The sequence below is a fragment of the Priestia sp. LL-8 genome (genome assembly GCF_036227845.1).
GTDB lineage: Bacteria > Bacillota > Bacilli > Bacillales > Bacillaceae_H > Priestia > Priestia zanthoxyli.
The window spans coordinates 2,531,356-2,549,241 of the sequence record NZ_JAZAQH010000001.1 but is presented as its reverse complement, the minus strand read 5'-3'; the positions used below and the strand labels follow the sequence as shown (position 1 = coordinate 2,549,241).

The following is a 17,886-nucleotide window of genomic DNA, read 5'->3' as shown; positions in this document are numbered from 1 at the left end:
AAGGAAGTGTCATAATGACGGAAACTGTTCAGTTAATTAAAAAGCTTGTTTCGATTCCCAGTCCTTCTGGAAATACAGAAAAGGTGATTTCATTTGTCGAAGACTATGTAAAAGAGCTAAATATTCAAACGTATCGCAATCGAAAAGGAGGCTTAGTCGCTACTATTCCCGGTAAAGATACAGATCATCACCGCATGCTGACGGCTCATGTCGATACATTAGGTGCTATGGTAAAAGAAATCAAACCTAGTGGACGTCTGAAAATCGACCTGATTGGAGGGTTTCGCTACAATTCTATTGAAGGAGAATATTGTGAAATTGAAACTTCATCAGGAGAAGTATTTACAGGAACCATCCTTATGCATCAAACATCTGTTCATGTGTATAAAGATGCAGGGAAAGCTGAGCGAAATCAAGAAAATATAGAAATTCGATTGGATGAAAAAGTACATAGCGCAGAAGATATTCGCAGCCTTGGAATTGAAGTCGGCGACTTTGTTTCGTTTGATCCTCGTGTAGAAATAACCAAAAGCGGTTTTATTAAATCTCGTCATCTCGATGATAAAGCAAGCGTAGCTTTATTGCTTCAGCTCATGAAAACAATTCAAGAAGAACAGATCGAACTGCCATACACTACGCATTTTCTCATTTCAAATAATGAAGAAATTGGATACGGAGGGAATTCAAACATTACGCCTCAAACGGTAGAATACTTAGCGGTTGATATGGGTGCTATGGGAGATGGACAATCTACTGATGAATACACCGTGTCTATTTGTGTAAAAGATTCAAGCGGACCGTATCATTACGGTTTGAGAAAGCATTTGGTGGAGCTAGCTAAGCAGCATGATATTCAGTATAAATTAGATATTTATCCGTTTTACGGATCAGATGCTTCTGCTGCTATTCGTGCGGGGCATGACATCGTACACGGCTTAATTGGTCCAGGAATTGATTCTTCTCATGCGTTTGAGAGAACGCATCAAGATTCATTGAACCATACGTATAAGCTTCTTCACCACTATGTGCAGTCAAACATGGTTCTGCTTTAAGAAAGGAATATTTAATTAGTGTATTTTTTATGCAGAACAAAGAGCGGGACGGGACTGTGATGTCTGTACTTTCCTTTCCTAAAAAAGAAGCCGACTGTCCGGCTTCTTTTTTTAATAAATACTATATATTTTTTTACTGGTGAAGCAACAGTTGGTAAAAAAGCACCTTTTTTAAAGAGGTATAATACTACTTCAACCTTTTGTACATTTTGTTCATTTACAGAAGTTAAAATGTTTTTAAATTTTTAAAAGTTTCTTGTGACAAGTTTTGTAGAATGGGTTTTCAAAAGGAAATGCTTTCGTCATAATGTGGATATAGCGATCACTACAATAATCGGAGGCGAATCTTTTCATGTGGGTACTGACGGTGTATGCTGGAAAAGAAATGAAAATGTTTGAATTTGAAACTGAAACGCAGGCGAGAGAAGCTTTTGCAAAAACAAATGGCTGTAAAGTTCTTTCAGAAGTCGTGTATTATAATGATCCTCATTTAACATTAGTAGCTATATAATGAAAAACAAGAGCTGACTTTATGCTCTTGTTTTTTTATAGCTTCTTGTATCTTACGAAAAGAATAGAGTTGAAATAAAAAAAAATGTACGCTATGATATGGTAGTTACTTCTATTATTCTGATAGTTTAAAAGGTTCATATATATCAAACAGCAACAGTAAAGATGCCAAGAAGGCTTAATAGGGAAACTGGTGTAAGACCAGTACTGCCCCCGCAACTGTAAGTGTGGACGAACGAGTATAACCACTGTGAAAAAATCACGGGAAGGTTCTCAAGTAGAATGATACACAAGTCAGGAGACCTGTCTTTATTGTGAAGTTTCTATTTCTCCGGGGAGCGGGAAGGGAAACGTTGGCTTAAAGTGGCATTCGTGTACACTCTTATTCTGACGTTTTACCCGCTCGCATATTAGCGAAGCGGGTTTTTCTCATATCCTAAAACTACATATCGTGCAAAAAAGGTGCGCAATGACCACATTGCGTTAAATGGGAAGTCTGGTGTGAAGCCAGCGCGGTACCCGCCACTGTGAAGAGGAGCTGATTGCATATGCCACTGTATTCGGGAAGGCGCAATCAAGTAATGAATCGAAGTCAGGAAACCAGCCTTTTTCTAATGCGAAGCTTACCCTACGGGATATAGGTGGAAGTGCAAAAACTTAGTTTGAATTTTCTGCGCCTCTATCATTGATAGAGGCGTTTTTTTAGTAAAGGAGAGAATGAGTGTGACGACTTGGAACTTGAATGCAACAAAGCATCACGTATTGATTTGTAATGGAAGCAGCTGTATGAGAAAAGGTGGAGAAGAAGCCACGCAGGCTATTCGAAATAAAGTGACCGAACTGAATCTAGATGAAGCGGTTCATACAACCCGCACGCGCTGTAACGGAAGATGCAAAGATGCTCCTGTAGCTATCGTGTACCCTTCAGGAGATTGGTACAAGCAGGTCACTGAAAACGTAGCTCATCGAATTGTTGAAGAGCATTTAGCAGGGGGCTGCAGTATAAAGGAATCGCTTATTTATGAATATGATCAAAATGGTTTCGTTTCTCCAGAAAACAGTGACTCCATAGAAGGAATTGACAAAGTAAAAAGTAACGCATAAAGGAGGAGCTAGCATGAAAGGTAAACTACTAGTTATTGGATTCGGTCCAGGAAGCTTTGAGCATATCACACAGCGAGCAAGAGAAGCCATTCAAGAAAGTGATATGATCATTGGTTATAAAACCTATGTGGAATTAATTCAAGGACTGTTAACGAATCAACAAATTATTAGTACAGGAATGACCGAAGAAGTAAGCCGTGCACAAGAAGCTGTAAAGCAAGCTGAAGCGGGGAAAACAGTGGCGGTCATTTCAAGCGGAGATGCAGGAGTATACGGAATGGCCGGCCTTGTGTATGAAGTGTTGATCGAAAAAGGATGGAAAAAAGAAACGGGCGTAGAGCTGGAAGTAATTCCTGGCATTTCGGCTATTAATTCATGCGCATCTCTCCTTGGGGCGCCCGTGATGCATGATGCCTGTACGATTAGTTTGAGTGATCATCTTACACCTTGGGAGTTAATTGAAAAAAGAATTGAAGCAGCTGCACAAGCAGATTTTGTAGTAGCCTTTTATAATCCGAAAAGCGGAAGAAGAACAAGACAAATTGTGGAAGCGCAGAGGATTCTATTAAAGTACCGTTCTCCTGATACGCCTGTTGGCCTTGTGAAAAGCGCTTATCGTGACCGTGAAGAAGTCGTAATGACGAACTTAAAAGATATGTTAAACCATGAAATAGGTATGCTGACTACCGTTGTTGTTGGGAATTCATCTACGTTCTTTTATGACGATTTGATGATTACACCGCGAGGGTATCAGCGGAAATATACCCTCAATCAAACGGAACAGCCGCTAAGACCGCATCAGCGACTTCGAAAAGAAGCAGAACCATGGGCTCTTGATCAAGAGGAGACTGTACAGCAAACGGCTTCAGCTATTGAAGCTGTTCAGAATAAAAAAGAAGAAAAAACAGCTTCACGAGCTCTTGCAGAAGAAGCGCTTCAAGCAATTTTAGGTGAAACTACTTCTCCGGTCGTACATCAGCCAATAGAGTCTATTTTTGAAGTGGCGGTTAGTCCAGGGCTTGCGAATAAGAAGTTTACGCCCGTTCAAATGACAACACTAGCAGAAGTTGTTGGTGAAAAAGGTACGATGGAGTATACGCCTGATCATCAAATTAAATTGCAAATTCCAACGGCTCATCCAGATGTGATCATTGAAAAACTTCAAGCAGCTTCCTTTTTATTATCTCCGGTCGGAGACGTGTTTACAATTAAAGCGTGTGATTTTTGTGATGGAGAAAAAAGCGACGCCATCCCACATACGGAAGAATTACAAAAGCGCCTCGGCGGAATGGACATGCCAAAAGAGCTGAAGCTTGGTATTAATGGATGCGGTATGGCCTGTTACGGTGCTGTTCAAGAAGATATCGGCATTGTCTATAGAAAAGGTGCGTTTGACTTATTTTTAGGAGCTAAAACGGTTGGGCGCAACGCGCATTCAGGTCAAATTGTGGCGGAAGGCATAGCGCCTGATGACATTGTTGAAATAGTTGATAACATTGTCCGTGAATATAAAGAAAAAGGTCATCCTAATGAGCGGTTTCACAAATTCTTTAAGCGTGTGAAGAACGTTTATGGATTCGATTATCAGGATATAACACCAAAAATAAAAGTAGAACCAGCTCCTTGTGGAGATTAAGAAATGGGAGGGCATTATATGAAATCAGTTTTATTTGTAGGTCATGGAAGCAGAGATTCTGAAGGGAACGATCAAATTCGCGAGTTTATCTCTACGATGAAGCATGATTGGGACGCATCTATTTTAGTAGAAACGTGTTTTCTAGAATTTGAACGTCCGAATGTAAGTCAAGGAATTGACACGTGTGTGGCAAAAGGAGCACAAGATGTAGTTGTGATTCCAATTATGCTCTTGCCTGCTGGGCACTCTAAAATACATATTCCGGCGGCTATAGATGAAGCTAAGGAAAAATATCCACACGTAAACTTCGTATACGGACGTCCCATTGGCGTTCATGAAGAAGCTCTTGAAATTTTAAAAACGAGATTACAAGAATCAGGAGAAAATTTAGAAACTCCAGCTGAAGACACGGCTGTTATTGTCTTAGGACGAGGAGGAAGCGATCCTGATGCAAACAGTGATCTATATAAAATTACGCGCCTTCTTTGGGAAAAAACAAACTACAAAATCGTCGAAACTTCTTTTATGGGCGTGACCGCTCCATTGATTGATGAAGGGGTGGAACGATGTTTAAAACTGGGCGCTAAAAAAGTGGTTATTCTCCCGTATTTCTTATTTACAGGAGTATTAATTAAGCGTTTGGAAGAAATGGTGAAGCAGTATAAATTGCAGTATGAAGACATTGAGTTTAAGCTAGCCGGCTATTTCGGCTTTCATCCAAAACTACAGACAATTTTAAAAGAACGTGCTGAAGAAGGATTAGAAGGCGAAGTGAAAATGAACTGCGATACATGTCAATATCGCCTCGGCATTATGGAGCATATTGATCACCATCATCATCACGATCATGATCACGATCACGGGCACCATCACCACGATCACCATCATGGTCATCACCACCATGAAGATAAGGTCGGCGAGTTAAAATGATTTTATTGTTAGCGGGAACTAGCGATGCACGTGCATTAGCTGTTCAAGTGAAAAAAGAAGGTTACGACCTTACGGCGACGGTTGTAACCGACAATGCAGCAATCGAATTACAGCGTGCAGAAGTGAAAGTGAAAATTGGACGTCTCACACAAGAAGATATGATTGATTTTGTAAACGAACATCGTGTAAAAGCTATTGTGGATGCAAGTCACCCTTTTGCCGAAGAAGCATCTAAAAACGCTATCGGCGCAGCTGCTGAAACATCGATTCCTTACATACGCTATGAGCGGGCTTCACAGGCTTTCACCTACGACAATATGACGATGGTTTCCACGTACGAAGAAGCAGCTGAAGTAGCGGCTCAGAAAAAAGGAGTTATTATGCTGACAACAGGCAGCAAAACGCTGCAGGTTTTTACAGAAAAGCTCCTTCCTCTTTCAGATGTACGGCTTGTTGCTCGTATGCTTCCAAGGCTGGATAATATGGAAAAGTGTCAGCAGTTAGGATTTCCGCAAAAAAATATTATTGCTATTCAAGGTCCGTTTACAAAAGAGTTTGACCGAGCCCTGTATAAGCAATACGGCGTGACGGTCATGGTCACAAAAGAAAGCGGAAAAGTTGGATCTGTGGATGAAAAAGTAGAAGCAGCCAAAGAGTTAGGCTTAGATATTATTATGATTGGGCGACCAAAAATCGAGTATGGGACCGTGTATTCCACGTTTGAAGAAGTGGTTCATGCTTTAGCAAACCAAACTAGGAGTTGATTGAGATGGATTTTCGTACAGAATTTAAACCGTTAACTGTTCAGCCTCAGCAAATTGAAGGAAAAAGTTTTGAAATGATTACAGAAGAGCTTGGGCCTCACCCGTTTACAGATGAACAGTACCCAATTGTTCAGCGTGTGATTCATGCGTCTGCAGACTTTGAGCTTGGACGCAGCATGCTGTTTCATCCGGATGCGATTCAAGCAGGAATTAAAGCCATTCGCAGCGGCAAGCAAGTGGTTGCGGATGTACAAATGGTGCAAGTAGGAACAAACAAGCAGCGAATTGAAAAACACGGCGGTGAAATCAAAGTTTATATTTCAGATCCGGACGTAATGGAAGAAGCAAAGCGCTTAAATACAACGCGTGCAATTATTTCAATACGAAAAGCAATTAAAGAAGCAGACGGCGGAATTTTTGCAATTGGGAACGCACCGACAGCTTTACTTGAATTAATTCGTTTGATTAAAGAAGGAGAAGCGAAGCCTGGGCTTGTTATTGGTCTGCCGGTAGGATTTGTTTCAGCAGCTGAATCGAAAGAGGAACTTGCAAAACTTGACGTGCCGTTTATTACAAACATCGGGCGAAAAGGCGGCAGTACGGTAACGGTTGCTGCATTAAATGCAATTTCAATTCTTGCAGATCAGGTGTAACGCATGAAGGAAGTACCAAAAGAACCTAAGAAACTCAGAGAAGGCTACACGACGGGCGCTTGTGCAACGGCAGCTACGAGAGCAGCTCTGCTTACGCTAATTTCAGGAGAAGTGCAAGATGAGTCAACGATTTACTTACCTGTCGGCCGCTTTGCTACGTTTCATCTTGAAGAATGCGAGTATCGCACAAGCAGCGCTGTAGCTAGCATCATTAAAGATGCTGGAGATGATCCCGATGCCACGCACGGAGCGCTGATTATTTCTGAAGTTTCGTGGTGTAATGGTGCAGACATTATCATTGATGGAGGAGTGGGAGTAGGGCGTGTGACAAAGCCCGGCCTCCCAGTTCCTGTCGGTGAAGCAGCCATTAACCCTGTGCCAAGAAAGATGCTGAAAGAAACGGCTGAACAGCTTTTAGCTGAATACAACATACAAAAAGGCGTTAAGATTGTCATCTCGGTTCCTGAAGGAGAAGAAATGGCGAAAAAGACATTAAATGCGCGTCTAGGTATTTTAGGAGGCATTTCGATACTGGGGACGCGGGGGATTGTTGTTCCGTTCTCAACAGCTGCTTATAAAGCAAGCATCGTGCAGGCAATCAGCGTGGCTAAAGCGAGTAATTGTGAGCACGTTGTCATTACGACAGGGGGCCGAAGCGAAAAGTATGGAATGAAACAGTTCCCTGAACTTCCGGAAGAAGCGTTTATCGAAATGGGAGATTTTGTTGGATTTACTTTAAAACAATGTAAAAAGCAAGGAATGAAAAAAGTGTCGCTCGTAGGCATGATGGGAAAGTTTTCAAAAGTCGCGCAAGGCGTTATGATGGTTCATTCAAAAAGTGCACCTATTGATTTTAATTTTTTAGCAAAAGCAGCTTCTGAGTCAGGCGCTTCTGCTGAACTGGTAGAGGAAATAAAAGGTGCAAACACAGCTTCTCAAGTGGGAGATTTAATGACGCAAAGCGGTCATCATCAGTTTTTCGAAAAACTGTGCGAGTACTGCTGTTTATCAGCATTAAAGGAAGTAGGGGACGGAATCGATGTCGATACGTCTCTTTACACATTAAAAGGAGATTTTTTAGGACAGGCGGTGCAACATGGCAATTAAAATTATTGGAATAGGTGACGACGGAAAATTAAGTTTGCTTCCTATGTATGAACAGTGGATTTATGAAAGCAATGTGCTAATTGGAGGAAAGCGCCATCTTGACTTTTTTCAAGATTTTGAAGGAGAAAAAGTAGCCATTGAAGGAGGTCTTTCTTCCCTTGTTGAACGTTTAAAAAACGAAGAAGGAAATGCGGTTGTGTTAGCCTCAGGCGATCCGTTATTTTACGGAATCGGAAGCTATCTTTCTACGAGGCTAGACGTTGAAATATATCCTTATTTAAGTTCTATTCAACTTGCATTCTCACGTCTAAAAGAGCGATGGCAAGACGCTTATTTTACAAGCGTACACGGCAGAAGTATAAAAGGGCTGGCTCAGCGCATTGATGGCTATAAAACAGTGGCGATTTTAACCGATGAGCAAAATTCTCCTAGTGCTCTGGCAAACTACTTATTATCATTCGGCATGACAGAATACAAGATGTTTGTGGCAGAGAATCTAGGTGGAGAGGCGGAGCGCTGTCAGCTGCTTTCGCTAGAAGAGGCGGCGAATCAACTCTTTTCTCCGCTTAATGTCGTGATATTAAAGCAGGTAGAAAAAAGCCCAGTTTGGCCTCTTGGAATAGAGGACGATGAATTTATTCAACGCAAGCCGGACAAGGGACTTATTACTAAAAAAGAAGTTCGTACACTTAGTATTAGCGCCCTGCAGCTAAAGAGAGACAGCGTGGTGTGGGATATCGGAACATGTACGGGTTCAGTCGCGATTGAAGCAGCTAAAATTGCGCGTGAAGGACAAATTTTTGCTGTGGAAAAAAATGAAGCAGACTTGGAAAACTGCAGGGAAAATCTAGCGAAATTTCGAGTAGATGCCCATACTGTGCACGGAAAAGCACCGGAAGGGTTAGGTGAGTTTGCTGATCCTGATGCGGTGTTTATTGGAGGGACAGCAGGAGGCATGGAAACCATTTTAGACGTGTGCTGCAGCCGATTAAATTCAGGAGGGCGCATCGTATTAAATGCCGTAACGATTGAAAATTTAGCAGAAGCGATGAAAGCTTTTAAAGAGCGAGGGTTTGAGACTGCTGTTACCCTTGCACAAATTTCAAGAAGCAAGCCAATTTTACACTTAACACGATTTGACGCTTTAAACCCCATTTATATTATTACAGCCAAAAGAGGAGAATGAACATGATTGGAACATTGTACGGACTTGGAGTTGGACCAGGAGATCCAGAGCTGATTACAGTAAAAGCATTTCGTAAATTAAAAGAATCACCCGTTATTGCGTACCCGAAAAAACAAAAAGGAAGCAAAAGCTACGCCCAAAAAATTATTGATGTCTATTTTAGTGCAAATGAAAAAGACATGCTAGGCCTTGTGTTTCCAATGACAAAAGATCCTGCTATTTTGGAAAGAAAATGGACCGAAACGGTAGAGCGAGTATGGGAAAAGCTCAAGGAAGGAAAAGATGTAGCGTTTGTCACAGAGGGAGATCCTATGCTTTATAGTACGTTTATTCACATGATGCGCCTGATGCAGGAACGTCACCCTGAAGCTCCGATTCAAGTCATTCCTGGTATTTCATCCATTAATGGAGCTGCATCTCGTTTAGGTATTCCATTAGCAGACGGTGATGAACATGTGGCCATTGTTCCTGCTCGTGAAGATTATGAAACAATGAAAAAAGTATTGGTGGAAAACGACTGCGTTATTTTTATTAAAGTGGCTAAAGTCATCGATTTTATGGTCGGTCTTTTAAAAGAGCTTGATCTGCTTGAAAAAGCATCGGTGGTAACAAAAGTAACGTCAGATGAAGAAATTATTTGGAAAGCTTCAGAACTAGAAGGAGCCGATTTACAATACTTAACGCTAATGGTGGTGCGAAAATGAAGTTATACATAATCGGAGCTGGACCCGGAGATCCAGATTTAATTACCGTAAAAGGCTTAAAATTACTTCAGCAGGCAGATGTTGTTTTATACGCTGACTCACTAGTAAGTGAAGAGCTAGTTGCTAAGTCTAAACCAGGAGCTGAAGTGTTAAAGACAGCTGGTATGCATTTAGAAGAAATGGTCAGTACGATGCTTGATCGCATGCGTGAAGGAAAAATGGTTGTAAGAGTTCATACCGGAGATCCTGCTATGTACGGAGCCATTATGGAACAAATGGTGCTTTTAAAAAGAGAAGGCGTTGATATTGAAATCGTTCCGGGCGTCAGCTCCGTATTTGCTGCAGCTGCAGCGGCTGAAGCAGAATTAACCATTCCAGATTTGACTCAAACAGTTATTTTAACTCGTGCTGAAGGAAGAACGCCTGTACCTGAGTTTGAAAAATTAACTGATTTAGCAAAACATAAATGTACGATTGCGTTATTTTTAAGCGCGACGCTCACAAAAAAAGTAATGAAAGAATTTATAAACGCCGGTTGGAGTGAAGACACGCCGGTTGTAGTAGTCTATAAAGCAACGTGGCCAGATGAAAAAATTGTTCGCACGACGGTAAAAGACCTGGATGATGCTATGCGAACAAACGGCATTCGCAAGCAGGCGATGATTTTGGCGGGCTGGGCACTTGATTCTCACATTCATGACAAGGATTATCGTTCAAAACTTTACGATAAAACATTTACCCATGGCTTTCGAAGAGGAGTGAAGTCGGAATGATTCAACTCCAAGAAGGAAAAAAAGCTCCCATTACACAGCGCGGGGATTATGCCGTCGTGGCCATCACGAAGCACGGCGTAGAAATTGCAAGAAATCTCGGCCGCATCTTTCAGCAGTCTGACGTGTATTACATGAGCAAGTTTGAAAAAGGAGACGAACAAGAGCAGAACATTCAGCTGTTTTCAGGAAGCGTTCGGATGCTTTTGCCTTCTCTTTTTGAATCGTATAAAGGACTTATTATTATTATTTCACTGGGAGCAGTTGTGCGTATGATTGCCCCTATTTTAAAAGATAAGAAAACGGATCCCGCGGTTGTTGTGATTGATGATAAAGGCGAAAATGTCATCAGCGTGCTTTCAGGTCATATCGGAGGAGCAAATGAGCTTACGCGTGAAGTTGCGGCAGCTCTTGAGGCCCATCCTGTTATTACAACAGCATCTGATGTTCAAAAAACGATTCCCGTTGATTTATTTGGAAAGCGTTTTGGATGGGTATGGGAATCCGCAGAAAAGCTAACGCCTGTCAGCGCTTCTGTGGTAAATGAAGAAGAAATAGCAGTGGTTCAAGAATCAGGTGAAAAGAGCTGGTGGCATTATGATCATCCAGTTCCAGCTAATATTAAAACGTATTCATCAATTCACGCAGCTCTTGAAGCATCGCCACATGCAGCCTTGGTTGTAACGCATCGCAATTTAAAAAAAGAAGAAGAAGCGATCTTAGAAAACGGTGTTCTTTACCGACCAAAAGTATTAGCGATTGGGATGGGATGCAACCGCGGTACAAGTACAGCTGAAATTGAAACCGTTATTGAAAAAACGCTTGCTGAACTTCAGTTTTCAATGAAAAGTGTAAAAGCATTATGTACAATAGAGTTAAAGAAGGATGAAGAAGGGCTGCTAGAAGTGGCGTCTAAGTACGGCTGGGAGTTTGTCTATTATTCGCCCCAAGAGCTAAACAGCATAAGTATAGAACAGCCTTCCGATACAGTCTTTAAATATACAGGTGCATATGGCGTCAGTGAACCTGCTGCTATGCTATACAGCGGCGCTGATACGCTTGAACTTGTCAAGAAAAAGTCAGGGAATGTCACCATTTCTGTGGCACTTATTCCATATGACTAAGGGAGAGAACAACATGTCAAACAGAAGACTCGTCATTGCCGGTACCGGAAGTGGCGTAGGGAAAACAACCCTTACAATCGGGTTGATGGCAGCATTAAGACAAGCTGGTTACAGAGTTCAAGGGTTTAAATGCGGACCCGATTATATTGATCCAACGTATCATACGGCTGTTACAGAACGAACGTCTCGAAATATCGACAGCTGGATGCTTGAGCACGATATGGTTAGAGAAATTGTCGCTCGTGCTAGTGAAGATGCTGATATTTCTATCATGGAAGGAGTTATGGGATTTTTCGATGGGAAAAACCCGTTAACAAACGAAGGCTCAACAGCAGAAATCAGCTTAATCACCAATAGCCCTGTCCTTTTAGTTGTCAATTGTGCTAGTATGGCTAGAAGTGCAGCGGCAATTGTAAAAGGGTTTCAGCAATTTTTACCCGAAGCGAACATCGTCGGTGTGATTGCTAACCGAGTTGGAAGTGAAGGGCACTATAAGCTTGTTAAGGCAGCGATTGAACAGGAATGTCATATCCCTGTAGTAGGCTACTTGAAAAGAAACGATGAGCTCACGATTCCTGAACGTCACCTCGGGCTCATTCCGTCTATTGAACGAGGAGAATTAACACCGTTTTTTGAACAGTTAGGAAAGCTTGTTCATGATACAATTGATATCGAAAAAGTATATGAACTGGCTTTAGCTCCTAAAATAGAAATTAATGATCCTATCTTTACAAAGCCGTCCGTACCTCAAGTGAAAATTGCTGTGGCAAGAGATGCCGCTTTTAACTTTTATTATGAAGAAAATTTCGAATTGTTAAAAGCTTACGGAGCAGAGCTTGTAGAATTTTCGCCTTTAAAAGGAGAAACAGTTCCACAAGATGCTGACGGTCTTTATATAGGAGGCGGATTTCCAGAAGAATTTGCTGAAACGCTGGCTCAGCAAATCGACGTTAAAAACTCTGTTCGAGCAGCCATCCAAAAAGGGATTCCTACACTTGCGGAGTGCGGAGGCTTTATGTTTTTAACAGATGGTATTGTCACAACAGATGATACATGTCATGAAATGGTGGGGCTTATTCCCGGACAAGTAAGAATGCAGACAAAATTAGCTGCTTTAGGATACCGAGAAGTGACGGGAAAGCAGGGGAATTTTTTATTTAAAGACGATATACAAGCTAAAGGCCATGAATTTCATTATTCAACCTTTCATTCAGAGAAAGAGTTTTCGCCTGCCTATGATACAAAAGGGATGCGAGGAATGAAAGAAGAAGGCTATATGAACAATAATTTAATTGCCGGCTATACGCACTTTCATTTCGGCTCTTCTACGAAAATGGTAGAAAACTGGGTGGAACAGTGTAAAGCGGTGAAAAAAGAAAGAAGAGATGCCATGTGACAGTTGGAAAAGTATATTTAGTAGGAGCCGGACCAGGAGATCCGAAGCTAATAACCGTATATGGAATGGAATGTATTCAAGAAGCGGATGTCATTTTATATGACCGCTTAGCCAACGAACAGTTGTTAAACTATGCTAAAAAAGACGCGGAGCTTATTTTTTGCGGGAAATTACCTGGCAAGCACGGAGTCATCCAAGATCGTATTCACGAACTTCTTGTTGAAAAAGCACTTCAAGGAAAAGTAGTGACGCGCTTAAAAGGAGGCGATCCTTTTGTGTTCGGGCGCGGAGCAGAGGAAGCTGAAGTACTTGCTACTCGAGGAATTCCTTACGAAGTAGTGCCTGGTATCACGTCAGGAATTGCAGCTCCAGCCTATGCAGGAATTCCGGTTACCCACAGAGATCATGCCACTTCTTTTGCGATTGTAACGGGTCATGGAAGAGAAGAAAAAGGAAAAGATTATTTAAATTGGTCAGCGCTCGCTCAAGGAATAGATACGATTGCATTTTATATGGGCGTTGGAAATTTACCTCATATATGCAAACAGTTGATGGACCACGGACGAGATAAACATACGCCAGTGGCGCTTGTTCAGTGGGGAACGACAAAATATCAGCGCACCGTAACGGGAACGCTTGCCACAATCGAAGAAATAGCAAAAAAAGCAGAAATTGCTCATCCTGCCATCGTGCTTGTAGGTGAAGTGGTGACAATTAGAGAAAAAATAAAATGGTTCGAAGAAAGAGCGGAAAATATTCTGCTTTAACGTTAAAAGGAGGAGACAATATGACGATTATCTCACAGTTAAAAGAACGAAGAGCGGTACGAGATCATGAAGCACGTGAAGTGGAGCAAGAGAAAATCGAACAGCTGCTTGAAGCAGCGACGTGGGCTCCAAATGACCGAATGAGAGAGCCATGGAGCTTCTACGTAATTCAAGGAGAAGCAAAAAAGAAGTATGAAGAACTGGCTGAAGCATATTTAAAGGAGCGCTTTCCTACAAAGCCTCATTTAGTAGAAAGTTCGTTAAAAGCAGTAAAAAATACGCCCGTACATATCGTCGTAACAGCTGACATAGTTGAAGGAGACGAAGAAGCCACAGAAGATAACAAATATGCGGTTTCATGCGCGATTCATTCCATGTGGTTAGCGGCTAAAGAACTAGGACTTGGCTTTGTTTGGAGAACAAGAGGTGTTGGTCTTGTTCGAGACGAGAGATTGTATGAGTTTATTGGCAACCCTTCAGGTAAAGTCGTAGTAGGAAACGTTTTTTTAGGTTATCCAAATGAAGAGTCTCTTACAAAAATGAAAGAGCCTGCTAGAACATCGTTTACAGAAAAAACAACATGGCTGTAAACTGAAATTCGAAGAAAAAGAGGTTTTTAGATTGAAAGACAAACGGGGTCTTACGTTAATTTATACCGGAGACGGTAAAGGAAAAACAACCGCTGCTTTAGGTCTCGCTCTGCGCGCTACGGGACGCGGACAAAAAGTATTAATGATTCAATTTATTAAATCTCCTCAGCGTACATATGGCGAAAAGCTGATGTTTGACAGAATAGGAATTGAAATGATTCAAACAGGAGTCGGCTTTACGTGGACAAAAACACCGCCTGAACATCGTGAAGCTTTGCAAAAAGCCTGGGCGCTAACGAAGGAAAAAGTCTTCTCAAACGAATATGATGTGGTTATTTTAGACGAGTTAAATAACGCACTGGCTATCGAGAAATTTCCTATTGATGATGTGCTACCGCTACACGAAGTAATTGACCTTATTCAAAAGCGCCCGGAGCATATGCATTTGGTCATTACCGGGCGTTCTGCCAAAAAAGAAGTGATGGAAGCAGCAGATCTTGTGACGGAAATGAAGCCTCATAAACATTATTACGACGAAGGAATTCCTGCTGTAAAAGGAATTGAATTTTAAAAAGCCCTCAGTGAAGAGGGCTTTTTTTATTGAGCAGGGGCATCTACTTTTTCAGCTTGCCAGTAAAATTGGCTAATGACATCAGACAGTGCTTTTGTTGTGTTAGTTAGTTCATCAAAGTTATTGTCAACTCCGCCCACTTCAATTAAAATCGCATTTTTGGAAACATCTTGGTTATATACACCGTTACCGCTGGATTTGTTTTTGCCAATAACTCCGCGGCTTAAGCCGGGATATTTCTTTTCAAGTCCTTCATGAAGCGCTTTTGCCATCTTTAAGTTTTGTTCAAAGTTTTGATTCGCTTTCCCTAAAACAAACACAACTTTTGCATACGATTTATTGTTAATCTTAATAGTTGTATTATCTTTTCGAAGTGAATCTCGGTGCAAATCGATAAAGTAAGTTAAATCTCTATTTTCAGTCATCGCCGTTTCAATTACTGTACGAGACATGGCGTACGATTGATTGGTGTTCCAACCTTTTTCTTTTAATTTCTGTCCAATATTGGTTTGATCTACTTCTGCTCCAATTCCCTGAGCCTCTAAATCTTTTCCTAGCATATTTGCAACCATATTGATATTTGTTTTGCTATCCACCGCTTTATTAGCATCTGGATCACCTTCAAGTCCTAACAGAGGCAAATAAGATTCCCAGCTGTGCGTGTGATAAATATAAAATACCTTTTTTCCGCCAGTTGTATTATTATTCGGAGCGTTCGTACCATCGTTTTCTTTAGGCTGCTGAACTTTTGCAGTAGAATTTCTTTCTTTTAGCGTTTCATCTAACGGTGGTGCAGATTCTCTAGGGAAGTTTGTGAAATTTGTACCTTCACCGGCGATGATAATATTGGAGTCGTAAATACTGAATCCAGGAAGTTCTGAACCAAACAAGCTTCTCGCGTCTTCTGCTCGAATACTTGTTGATAACTCTAGCAGTGTAGAAGAAAGACCTGGAGGCGAGTAGTTTTTATCAAAAGCTGTTGAAAAGTGGTGGTTTTCTTGGCTCATCAGATAATAAAGGCTCTCCGCTTTATGCTTCGATAACGTTTGATAGACAATAGAAGAATTGAACTGTTCTTTAAATGCTGAGTAACTTACTAGAACAATAATAGATGATGTCATTAAAACAATGGATAAAATAACAAGAACCATCTTATATGTTAACACTACAAAATTGGCGCGATTACTAGATTTCAATGGCGAAATCTCCTCTCTATGTCAGCATCAGGCTAATAGGTATGAAGGACTTTGCTAATCTAGTAATCATTATATGAATGGAGATTTCTAATTATGATAGGCATTTAATAGAGAAAGTAGTCTTCAAAATCAAAAAAGAAGAATCACGCGAGATATAATCTCATATTCTCCGTGATTCTTCTTCAAATAGACGTCGGATGGCTTCGCCTTTTGGAGTGAGGCTGAATCCTTTTTTCTCTTTTTTAAGCAGCTGATAGTTTTGTAATTCTTGTAAATACGTAACAATGCGCTTGCGCTTTACCGAATTTAATAATCCAAATGCGGGTATTTTATCAAGCTCTTTTTGACGAATACTGTTAGTAGAAACGCCTTCTAAAATTTGCACGTAACTCTGCTGAGTTTCCGTGTTCTTTAAGGTATCTATAAGCGTTAATAACCGTAGCATTTGGTTTGAATCAAACGTTATTTGACCGATTTTTAGCGGAGTCGAAAGCAGATCCTGACGCTGCTTATGAAGTTCATTTTCTATCTTAGCGCTTATTTCTGTCAGTTTCTTTTCTATTTCGTTTGGATCCATATAACATGTAAATTTGTTTGTTTCCTGCAGCAGGGTGACATCTGGAAAATCCCATTGCGAAAACCATTGAATGGAACCAACTTCGAGATTTACATTCGGTATTTTTACTTGTAATACGTTTTGAATGAAGGAAAGAAAGGGATCGTTTTCCTGTAAAACTTGTCTTTGATTAAGTTGATAAGTGGTTAGGCTGCACAATTTGTCTTGGATCTCTTTAATGTGCACTTCATGATGCTTTAAAAGACTTTTCCACTTAAAAAAGACAAGAAGTTTTTGAATCACTTCTTTATTTTCATCCATAATCTCTTCGAACTGCCGCTGAGTTGTCGCTAAGCGCTTGGCTGCTAGTACTACATTATACTCATCATCAAGTGAAATGGCATCACCTGTGACATCATATGTTACGGCGAGACCTCTGTTTTCTGAAGTTAAGCGAATGATCTCGTTTTCCCCGTGAACAGTTAATACCGTATCTTCCGTATCTGAAAATCCTCTCTCAAAAGCGGTGGAAGAAAGAGATCGAAAAGGTCTCATAATGATTTCGATCCGATTGCGCCAAAAAGCAATTTGCTCAGGGTTTTTCATAATAAAAAGCAAAGGTGATTTTTTTGATTGTTCAATTGCTTCAATCACATTTGCATTTCGGTGATAAAGGGAAATGAGCGGATGTTTGAAGAAACACTTATTAATATGTTGAATCCATTCTTCTTTTGAAGAATCATGTATTCTAGCGCAAAACATGTAATCTTTCATAATGCTTCCGAGATAATTTTCCAACTCATTTTTAGTCAAAACCGTAAAATCTTGAGAATAAAACTCATCATGATGAATAGGAATGCCGCGATTCTTATTATATTCTTTCCATAGAAATGAAGTTGGTTTCCAAAAGTGAGGATAAACGTCTTCATTTTTGTCAATTGCGACGGGAAAACCGCCCCTATGATTTCCATATAAGAATGTTTGAAAAAGGATGATATCTTCTTTAGGTAACTCATTCATTGCTCGCTCAAAGTAGTCATTTAAACGTCCAAGCAGCCCTTTAGTATGTTTACTTCCTACGGATCGAATCGATTTATTCTTACGTCCGAGCGGAAGGAATGTTAAGTGGTTGTAAGCAGTAAAATCAACAGGCAAATTCTCTGGTAAAGTCATTTATCTAACTCCTTTCATTTATTGAGTATTTTACCCATTAAAGAAAAGAAGAAAAAGTTTTAATGTGTCTTGAACGCAAGAATCGTTTTTTAAAATT

General features: G+C 40.7%; 18 protein-coding genes and 2 riboswitches. Of the genes, 16 read left to right on the top strand and 2 right to left on the bottom strand.

Annotated elements, in window-relative coordinates; genetic code table 11:
* The first annotated feature begins 14 nt into the window (after window positions 1-14).
* The 16 genes from U9R83_RS12960 to cobO all read left to right on the top strand — a co-directional run bounded on the left by U9R83_RS12960 (window position 15) and on the right by cobO (window position 14,864).
* Window positions 15-1,052: a M42 family metallopeptidase gene (locus U9R83_RS12960; protein ID WP_042992095.1), complete on the top strand. Its 1,038-nt coding sequence runs from the start codon at window positions 15-17 to the stop codon at window positions 1,050-1,052.
* Between the two features lie 352 nt (window positions 1,053-1,404).
* Window positions 1,405-1,563, top strand: a complete 159-nt coding sequence (locus U9R83_RS12955) for a hypothetical protein (protein ID WP_014459832.1) — start codon at window positions 1,405-1,407, stop codon at window positions 1,561-1,563.
* A 145-nt stretch (window positions 1,564-1,708) separates the two neighbouring features.
* A riboswitch (cobalamin riboswitch) is annotated at window positions 1,709-1,887 on the top strand.
* Window positions 1,888-2,005: 118 nt separating this feature from the next.
* Window positions 2,006-2,185, top strand: a riboswitch (cobalamin riboswitch).
* 100 nt (window positions 2,186-2,285) lie between these two features.
* Window positions 2,286-2,666 carry a (2Fe-2S) ferredoxin domain-containing protein gene (locus U9R83_RS12950; RefSeq protein ID WP_028413115.1) on the top strand — a complete coding sequence of 127 codons (381 nt, stop codon included), beginning with the start codon at window positions 2,286-2,288 and terminating at the stop codon, window positions 2,664-2,666.
* 13 nt (window positions 2,667-2,679) lie between these two features.
* Window positions 2,680-4,302: a precorrin-3B C(17)-methyltransferase gene (gene cobJ, locus U9R83_RS12945; RefSeq protein ID WP_042992096.1), complete on the top strand. Its 1,623-nt coding sequence runs from the start codon at window positions 2,680-2,682 to the stop codon at window positions 4,300-4,302.
* An 18-nt stretch (window positions 4,303-4,320) separates the two neighbouring features.
* On the top strand, window positions 4,321-5,232 hold the full coding sequence (locus U9R83_RS12940) for a sirohydrochlorin chelatase (protein ID WP_140450946.1): 912 nt from the start codon (window positions 4,321-4,323) through the stop codon (window positions 5,230-5,232).
* Window positions 5,229-5,996 (top strand): precorrin-6A reductase, encoded by a 768-nt coding sequence (cobK, locus tag U9R83_RS12935; RefSeq protein ID WP_116740519.1) that lies wholly within the window; start codon window positions 5,229-5,231, stop codon window positions 5,994-5,996. Before U9R83_RS12940 ends, cobK begins: the two co-directional genes overlap by 4 nt.
* A gap of 5 nt (window positions 5,997-6,001) precedes the next feature.
* Window positions 6,002-6,649, top strand: a complete 648-nt coding sequence (locus U9R83_RS12930; protein ID WP_116740521.1) for a precorrin-8X methylmutase — start codon at window positions 6,002-6,004, stop codon at window positions 6,647-6,649.
* A 3-nt stretch (window positions 6,650-6,652) separates the two neighbouring features.
* On the top strand, window positions 6,653-7,756 hold the full coding sequence (locus U9R83_RS12925) for a cobalt-precorrin-5B (C(1))-methyltransferase (protein ID WP_028413119.1): 1,104 nt from the start codon (window positions 6,653-6,655) through the stop codon (window positions 7,754-7,756).
* Window positions 7,746-8,942 carry a precorrin-6y C5,15-methyltransferase (decarboxylating) subunit CbiE gene (gene cbiE, locus U9R83_RS12920; protein WP_140450945.1) on the top strand — a complete coding sequence of 399 codons (1,197 nt, stop codon included), beginning with the start codon at window positions 7,746-7,748 and terminating at the stop codon, window positions 8,940-8,942. Before U9R83_RS12925 ends, cbiE begins: the two co-directional genes overlap by 11 nt.
* Before the next feature lie 2 nt (window positions 8,943-8,944).
* Window positions 8,945-9,646 (top strand): precorrin-2 C(20)-methyltransferase, encoded by a 702-nt coding sequence (gene cobI, locus U9R83_RS12915; RefSeq protein WP_116740525.1) that lies wholly within the window; start codon window positions 8,945-8,947, stop codon window positions 9,644-9,646.
* Window positions 9,643-10,419 (top strand): precorrin-4 C(11)-methyltransferase, encoded by a 777-nt coding sequence (gene cobM / locus U9R83_RS12910; protein ID WP_116740528.1) that lies wholly within the window; start codon window positions 9,643-9,645, stop codon window positions 10,417-10,419. Before cobI ends, cobM begins: the two co-directional genes overlap by 4 nt.
* On the top strand, window positions 10,416-11,540 hold the full coding sequence (locus U9R83_RS12905; RefSeq protein WP_116740530.1) for a cobalt-precorrin 5A hydrolase: 1,125 nt from the start codon (window positions 10,416-10,418) through the stop codon (window positions 11,538-11,540). Before cobM ends, U9R83_RS12905 begins: the two co-directional genes overlap by 4 nt.
* A 13-nt stretch (window positions 11,541-11,553) precedes the next feature.
* A complete protein-coding gene (locus U9R83_RS12900) occupies window positions 11,554-12,936 on the top strand; it encodes a cobyrinate a,c-diamide synthase (protein ID WP_115654089.1) in 1,383 nt (460 codons plus the stop codon).
* Window positions 12,933-13,703: a uroporphyrinogen-III C-methyltransferase gene (cobA, locus tag U9R83_RS12895; RefSeq protein WP_014459835.1), complete on the top strand. Its 771-nt coding sequence runs from the start codon at window positions 12,933-12,935 to the stop codon at window positions 13,701-13,703. The genes U9R83_RS12900 and cobA overlap by 4 nt, the downstream gene beginning before the upstream one ends.
* A 20-nt stretch (window positions 13,704-13,723) precedes the next feature.
* Window positions 13,724-14,293 (top strand): nitroreductase family protein, encoded by a 570-nt coding sequence (locus U9R83_RS12890; RefSeq protein ID WP_014459836.1) that lies wholly within the window; start codon window positions 13,724-13,726, stop codon window positions 14,291-14,293.
* Between the two features lie 31 nt (window positions 14,294-14,324).
* Entirely contained in the window at window positions 14,325-14,864 is a 540-nt protein-coding gene (cobO, locus tag U9R83_RS12885; RefSeq protein ID WP_014459837.1) for a cob(I)yrinic acid a,c-diamide adenosyltransferase, read from the top strand.
* 26 nt (window positions 14,865-14,890) lie between these two features.
* On the opposite strand, the gene spoIIP is transcribed toward cobO, so the two are convergent.
* Together spoIIP and U9R83_RS12875 are read right to left on the bottom strand one after the other, a co-directional pair.
* Window positions 14,891-16,060 carry a stage II sporulation protein P gene (gene spoIIP / locus U9R83_RS12880; protein ID WP_108674752.1) on the bottom strand — a complete coding sequence of 390 codons (1,170 nt, stop codon included), beginning with the start codon at window positions 16,058-16,060 and terminating at the stop codon, window positions 14,891-14,893.
* 160 nt (window positions 16,061-16,220) lie between these two features.
* Window positions 16,221-17,789 carry an RQC-minor-2 family DNA-binding protein gene (locus U9R83_RS12875; protein WP_108674751.1) on the bottom strand — a complete coding sequence of 523 codons (1,569 nt, stop codon included), beginning with the start codon at window positions 17,787-17,789 and terminating at the stop codon, window positions 16,221-16,223.
* Window positions 17,790-17,886: the final 97 nt, after the last annotated feature.